This is a genomic window from Gracilibacillus boraciitolerans JCM 21714, from assembly GCF_000521485.1.
GTDB lineage: Bacteria > Bacillota > Bacilli > Bacillales > Amphibacillaceae > Gracilibacillus > Gracilibacillus boraciitolerans.
Genome location: NZ_BAVS01000064.1, coordinates 1 through 5,005, shown reverse-complemented (window position 1 = coordinate 5,005; position 5,005 = coordinate 1). Strand labels below are relative to the sequence as shown.

The following is a 5,005-nucleotide window of genomic DNA, read 5'->3' as shown; positions in this document are numbered from 1 at the left end:
ATTATGATTCGGATTTTTATTTGTCAAAATTCCTTTACCTATTTTCCTTTGCTCTCTCCTATACTGAAGAATTATTTTATTTGACTAAAAAGGATACAACAACAGTCTTTTTTACTATTACGTGCTGTTAAAGGTTTGTAAGACAAGCTAGGAACAGAGTTAAGTGTTTAATAAAAATTAAAAATCTAGTATTAAAAAGGAAAAACAAAATTTATTACTAATAAATAATTGGAGGTGATCCGTATGGTTATCGAAACCAAAAATTTTATAATAACCATTGATCCTTTATGGTTGACCTTTAATCTTTGGCTTATACTAAAAGGTTAGACGGTTAGACCAAAAGATATGGAAAATGAAGAGGGAATATTCTTTCTTCATTTTTTCTCGTATTCCTTCATTTTTCTATAGAATGTAGGTTTAGACATGTTTGCTTTTTTCCATAGCAACAACAGCTACAGGAATTTATTTTTTTAGATTGTAATTTGCTTAGAGTATAATATCCACGTTTTGTCGGCAGGACCCATGTATAAGGTTTCAAAATTTTGTTCTTCTCATTAATCATAATATGTGATCTATTTACATACAACATATAAAGGACATGCAATATATGCAATATGCAAAAACCATTTAAAAAGGAGGTATTAGTTGCTATGGACAACACCTCAAGGACTAGAATTGCCATTAGTATAATATTTGCAATATATATTTTTTTCTTAGCTCTAATTCATTTTATGGATGACTTTAGATTCTAATGTTTAAGCATTACGAAGGTGTTTCACATAATTTAATACCACTTTCAACTACAATAGAATATTTAAAAAATATAAATCATTATGAGTTGGATACATGGTTTATGTTCATATTTGGAAATATAATAGCATTTATTCCTATAGGAATTCTAGCGCCAATAACTTTTCGAAAAGTCAAAGGATATATGCATGTTTTGTATATAACGCTTCTAATAAGTATATCTATTGAATTAATACAGTATATATCATTAATGGGAGTTTTAGATATCGATGATGTACTAAAAAGTGTTATAGGAAGCACTATAGGTTTTTACGGAGCGAAAATTTTTATAATTAATAAATCTTCTTGAAATCAAATTCAAATAGGTTACTCCAATTGATAGCGAAATAAAAAACTGGGTTAGCGAAACTAGAAGTGAAAATACAATGCCTAAAACAAATGTGGACTTTAACTTTTTAAAGATACTACTGAACCAAGGAGCATAAAATCCAAGAGGTATAAATAACAAAATATGCCAAGATAGTTCCATTAAAATTAATTTAAAATCAGGAATCTGAAGAGTCGTATAGATATCATGAAAAGGGATAAAATTATGATTTGCATCTGTATTTGTCTCTATCATATTCTGAATTACAGTTTCATTTAATGGAATTGGCAACAAACTTACCTTTAAAACGTATAAAATATAGAGAAAGATAGAGATGTATAGGATCTGATTGAAAATCTTAGTTTCTCTTTTTTTCAGAACAAATATATATAGAGAAATCAAAACATAGAAAATTAAAAATGGGAGCATCAGTAATGGAGTATAGATTAAAATATCGATTGATATCACCTCCTACCATATAAATACTTTCAACACTCTTCAAACTAGGAATGTACTTACATAATGTACTCTACAGAAAATTGAAATCCCCCCCTCCTTTTTTTACAAATTTTTTATAAAATTTTAAAATTATACGGAGGGGGGGGATGATTATTTTGGGAAAAGGCAAATCATTAGGATTCGGTAGTTTATCACTACTATTCTTTTTGATAGGCGTTTTATTTTCGTACTTGGCTTTTAATAAAAAGCAACTTGGAGAGCACATACTAGATTACCTTAAAATCGATATACCAAAGAGTATAGTTACAGTTATATTTTTAAACTTGGCCTATCTTTATTGTCCTGATAGTTATAGACATAATTCAAACTTTACTAACTAAATGATTAAACTTTATTTCTAAAGCACAAAAAGTGAAGGGGGAATGCTCTCTTTACTTTTCGATAAAATGTCGTTTTAGACATTTTAGATTCTTTCATTGCTACAATAGCTGTAATCTCCTTTTTTTCCATTGGTTATAAGCTTGTATAAAATCAGAAGTAATTTGTGCTTTTGGTCGACCTAAATTCTTTCCTTTAGCTTTAGCAACTTGAATACCTTCAGCTTATCTAATTTTAATGCCGGTTCTTTCCTTTTCCGCAAAGGCAGCCAAGACAGTCAAGATCACACGTTGGATTGCTTGTTTAATAATATCTTCGCCTTTTTTCACTTTCATCCAATGTTCCATTGAAAACTGATGCTAATGGAGATCCATACCAACCTAAAGAATCAACTGGTGCAGATGCTTTAAAGATAGTAGACTAAAAATTCATCTTTTTTCCAAACATCACGACTTTATTTTAAAACTACAACAGCAGCCTATACTTAATTAAAAATAGAAACGGTTTGTTAAATCTTACAAGAATAATAACAAGCAGAAACCAAATTCGATCCTCTTAAAAAGGAAGATATTTGGTTGTGTAATGACTGGAAAATACCTATTTTTTAAGGTTTATCCATTGTTTTTGCGGGTATAAGTGTTATAATAGTATATACAATCATAATTATATTGACTGTAAGGGTATAAAGTTTCCCTTTCTGTCAATGCTATAGAAAGGAGATTATGATGAAATGAGCGTGGGAATGTTGGAAGAAAAACGTTATACAAGACGTGTTAGTCAAGTAGGGAATAGTTTGTCAGTGAACATTCCGAAAGATTTAGCGATAAAATTAAAAATGAATAAAGGCGATGAAATTGAGGTTATATATGATGAAGAAAAGGATGGATTAGTCATGAAAAGAGTAAATCGTCTTCCTGAAGGTATTCGTCCAGAGGTATTAGGAGCAATGAATCGAGCAATTTCAAAATATGATAAAGCACTTCGTAATTTAAAGGATAGATAAAAGGTGGTTTTTGAGGGGGGGGAATGATTTATTTAACAGGAGAAGAAATAACTATTATTCACTATACCATTATGGAAATGTACGATGATATGGAACAAGCAGGAATTAAGTACCCCCCCGATAAGTTTGAAGCAATGCTAGAAAGACCGAAAACTGAATTATTTGGGGGGGAAGAACAGTATCCTTCGATAGAAGAAAAAGCTTGTTGTTATTTTCACTCGATAGCCAGGGGGTGGACATATCTTCCATAACGGCAATAAACGAACTGCTCTGACGGTTTTTGAAACCTTCCTTAATGTTAATGGTTATGAATTCACCATGACGAATGATGAAGCGGAAGATTACACCGTTTATCTTGCATATGATGAAAAGTTTAAGGAAAATGATTGTATTCATTACCTTGTGAATGAATTGAAAGATTATATTCACCCCCCCTTGTTAAACGACTGAAAAAGAAACCGTCATATATTAATATAAACAAACGGCAATATAGAAAAAAAGCCACATTTACTTACTATGTAAATGTGGCTTTTTAAGTTCAATAAATTGGAAAAACCAACGCTATAAGATAATGGAGATTTGAAATAAAGTCCGATCAAAAATACCTTACAAACCCTATTTTAAAATGTTTTATCTTTAGAAGATTTAAGTTTGATTATCTTCTCCTGAATTATTCATAGTTTAATTCTATAATCATTATCGCCCAGTTATATCAGCTGTTTTGAAAAAAAAAAACTATCACCCAATAAGTGAAAGTCAAAAACATGAAAAATAGCCCAACTTTTGGTAATGTTATAGGTGACAAAACCAAAAAACATACCAAGGGCTCCTTCTATGACTATTGTAAACGAAAAATCCATGAACCATGCGGATCATTTGAATCCCGATCCAGCTTTAACGACCATTTTGAATAAATCTGAACTTGCTTCACAACCCACCATGTCCAGGGTAAATCAACATATGGACAAAGATACATTGAAGCAATTTCAAGAGGTTAATCGAACTCTAATCGACCGTTATCATGAATGGGAGGCACCTGAAATTTTAGTGTTGGCTATTGATTCCTCCAATTCAGCAATCTATGGAGATCCGTATGGCAGTGCCTATATTGCTTTTCATCCCAACTTTCATTGTGACAACATTGGAAGACAACCCAGAGGATACCGTGCAATTTTATGCCAGCAATAAAGAAAACGATATATAAAGGTTACACCACAAAAACTGGTATGAACATCATTTGCAGAGCAAATGTAAATGCACTCCATGTGGTGTAAGTTGCGACTGGATCATTGAAAGCTAAAATGACTAATGACGCTATAATAAGAGGTAGATTTATAATCTGTAACAAAAATATAGAACAAGAATGTATAAATACGCGACTTTGTTATAGATAGTCTTTCTGTATCCAGTTCCAGTTGACCTTCTTTTGTCTTTTTAGAATACATAACCAGGATAATTAAACCTATAGCAAGGTCATATAAACCTAACATTTAAACCTCCTCTTGAATTATAACTCGCTACTCTTTTTTAAAGCCTTTTTTCATCAAAACTACATTTAAACCAATTATAATGGCAACAAAAAATAAAAATTCCACTCTTGATCACTCCTCATCTTGTTTTACTTGTAATTCTTTTTTTATGATTTGTATTTGTCAATTGAAAAGTGTATTTTGCAAGCAAAAAGTTGAGAAAAATGCAAAGAAAAGTTGAGAACTTTGCCAGCCCTATTTTTCATTATGATTGATGGTTCGATAGTGCGCTTCTTACACGGTAACTATCCCCAGTAAAACTTAAGATATGAGCGTGATGAATCACGCGATCCACTAAGGCAGCTGTTAGCCGTGCATCTACAAATATTCTGTTCCATTGACTAAACTCTAAATTGGATGTAATCACAAGACTACGCTGTTCATACCAATCGGAAATCAATTGGAATAATAATTCTGCCCCATCCTGCTAAAAGGCACGTAACCCATTTCATCCAGTACGACCATATCTACCTTGTTAAACTTGTTGCGCAATAATTGAAAGCGTCCTTCTTTCCATGA

General features: G+C 31.5%; 5 protein-coding genes and 2 pseudogenes. 4 read left to right on the top strand and 3 right to left on the bottom strand.

Going from position 1 to position 5,005, the window contains the following annotated elements; genetic code table 11:
• Positions 1-751: 751 nt before the first annotated feature.
• Complete coding sequence (locus JCM21714_RS17475; RefSeq protein ID WP_052000893.1) at positions 752-1,099, top strand: VanZ family protein; 348 nt, start codon at positions 752-754, stop codon at positions 1,097-1,099.
• Here the strand turns inward: JCM21714_RS17475 and JCM21714_RS24600 are convergent.
• Together JCM21714_RS24600 and JCM21714_RS23320 are read right to left on the bottom strand one after the other, a co-directional pair.
• The gene (locus tag JCM21714_RS24600) at positions 1,028-1,546 is read right to left on the bottom strand and encodes a VanZ family protein (RefSeq protein ID WP_369403654.1); all 519 of its coding nucleotides are present in this window, start codon (positions 1,544-1,546) and stop codon (positions 1,028-1,030) included. The two genes, JCM21714_RS17475 and JCM21714_RS24600, sit on opposite strands and share 72 nt — an antisense overlap.
• A gap of 632 nt (positions 1,547-2,178) precedes the next feature.
• Positions 2,179-2,301, bottom strand: coding sequence for a hypothetical protein (locus JCM21714_RS23320; protein WP_268748402.1), 123 nt, complete (start codon positions 2,299-2,301; stop codon positions 2,179-2,181).
• A 383-nt stretch (positions 2,302-2,684) separates the two neighbouring features.
• Between JCM21714_RS23320 and JCM21714_RS17460 the strand changes: the two genes are divergently transcribed.
• The 3 genes and pseudogenes from JCM21714_RS17460 to JCM21714_RS18935 all read left to right on the top strand — a co-directional run bounded on the left by JCM21714_RS17460 (position 2,685) and on the right by JCM21714_RS18935 (position 4,145).
• A complete protein-coding gene (locus tag JCM21714_RS17460; RefSeq protein WP_035726373.1) occupies positions 2,685-2,957 on the top strand; it encodes an AbrB/MazE/SpoVT family DNA-binding domain-containing protein in 273 nt (90 codons plus the stop codon).
• Positions 2,958-2,980: 23 nt separating this feature from the next.
• Positions 2,981-3,407 (top strand): annotated as a pseudogene (locus tag JCM21714_RS24595) (type II toxin-antitoxin system death-on-curing family toxin).
• A 384-nt stretch (positions 3,408-3,791) separates the two neighbouring features.
• Entirely contained in the window at positions 3,792-4,145 is a 354-nt protein-coding gene (locus tag JCM21714_RS18935) for a transposase (RefSeq protein ID WP_052000892.1), read from the top strand.
• A gap of 546 nt (positions 4,146-4,691) precedes the next feature.
• On the opposite strand, the pseudogene JCM21714_RS18930 reads toward JCM21714_RS18935, so the two are convergent.
• Positions 4,692-5,005: pseudogene (locus JCM21714_RS18930) on the bottom strand (ATP-binding protein); the annotation flags it as partial.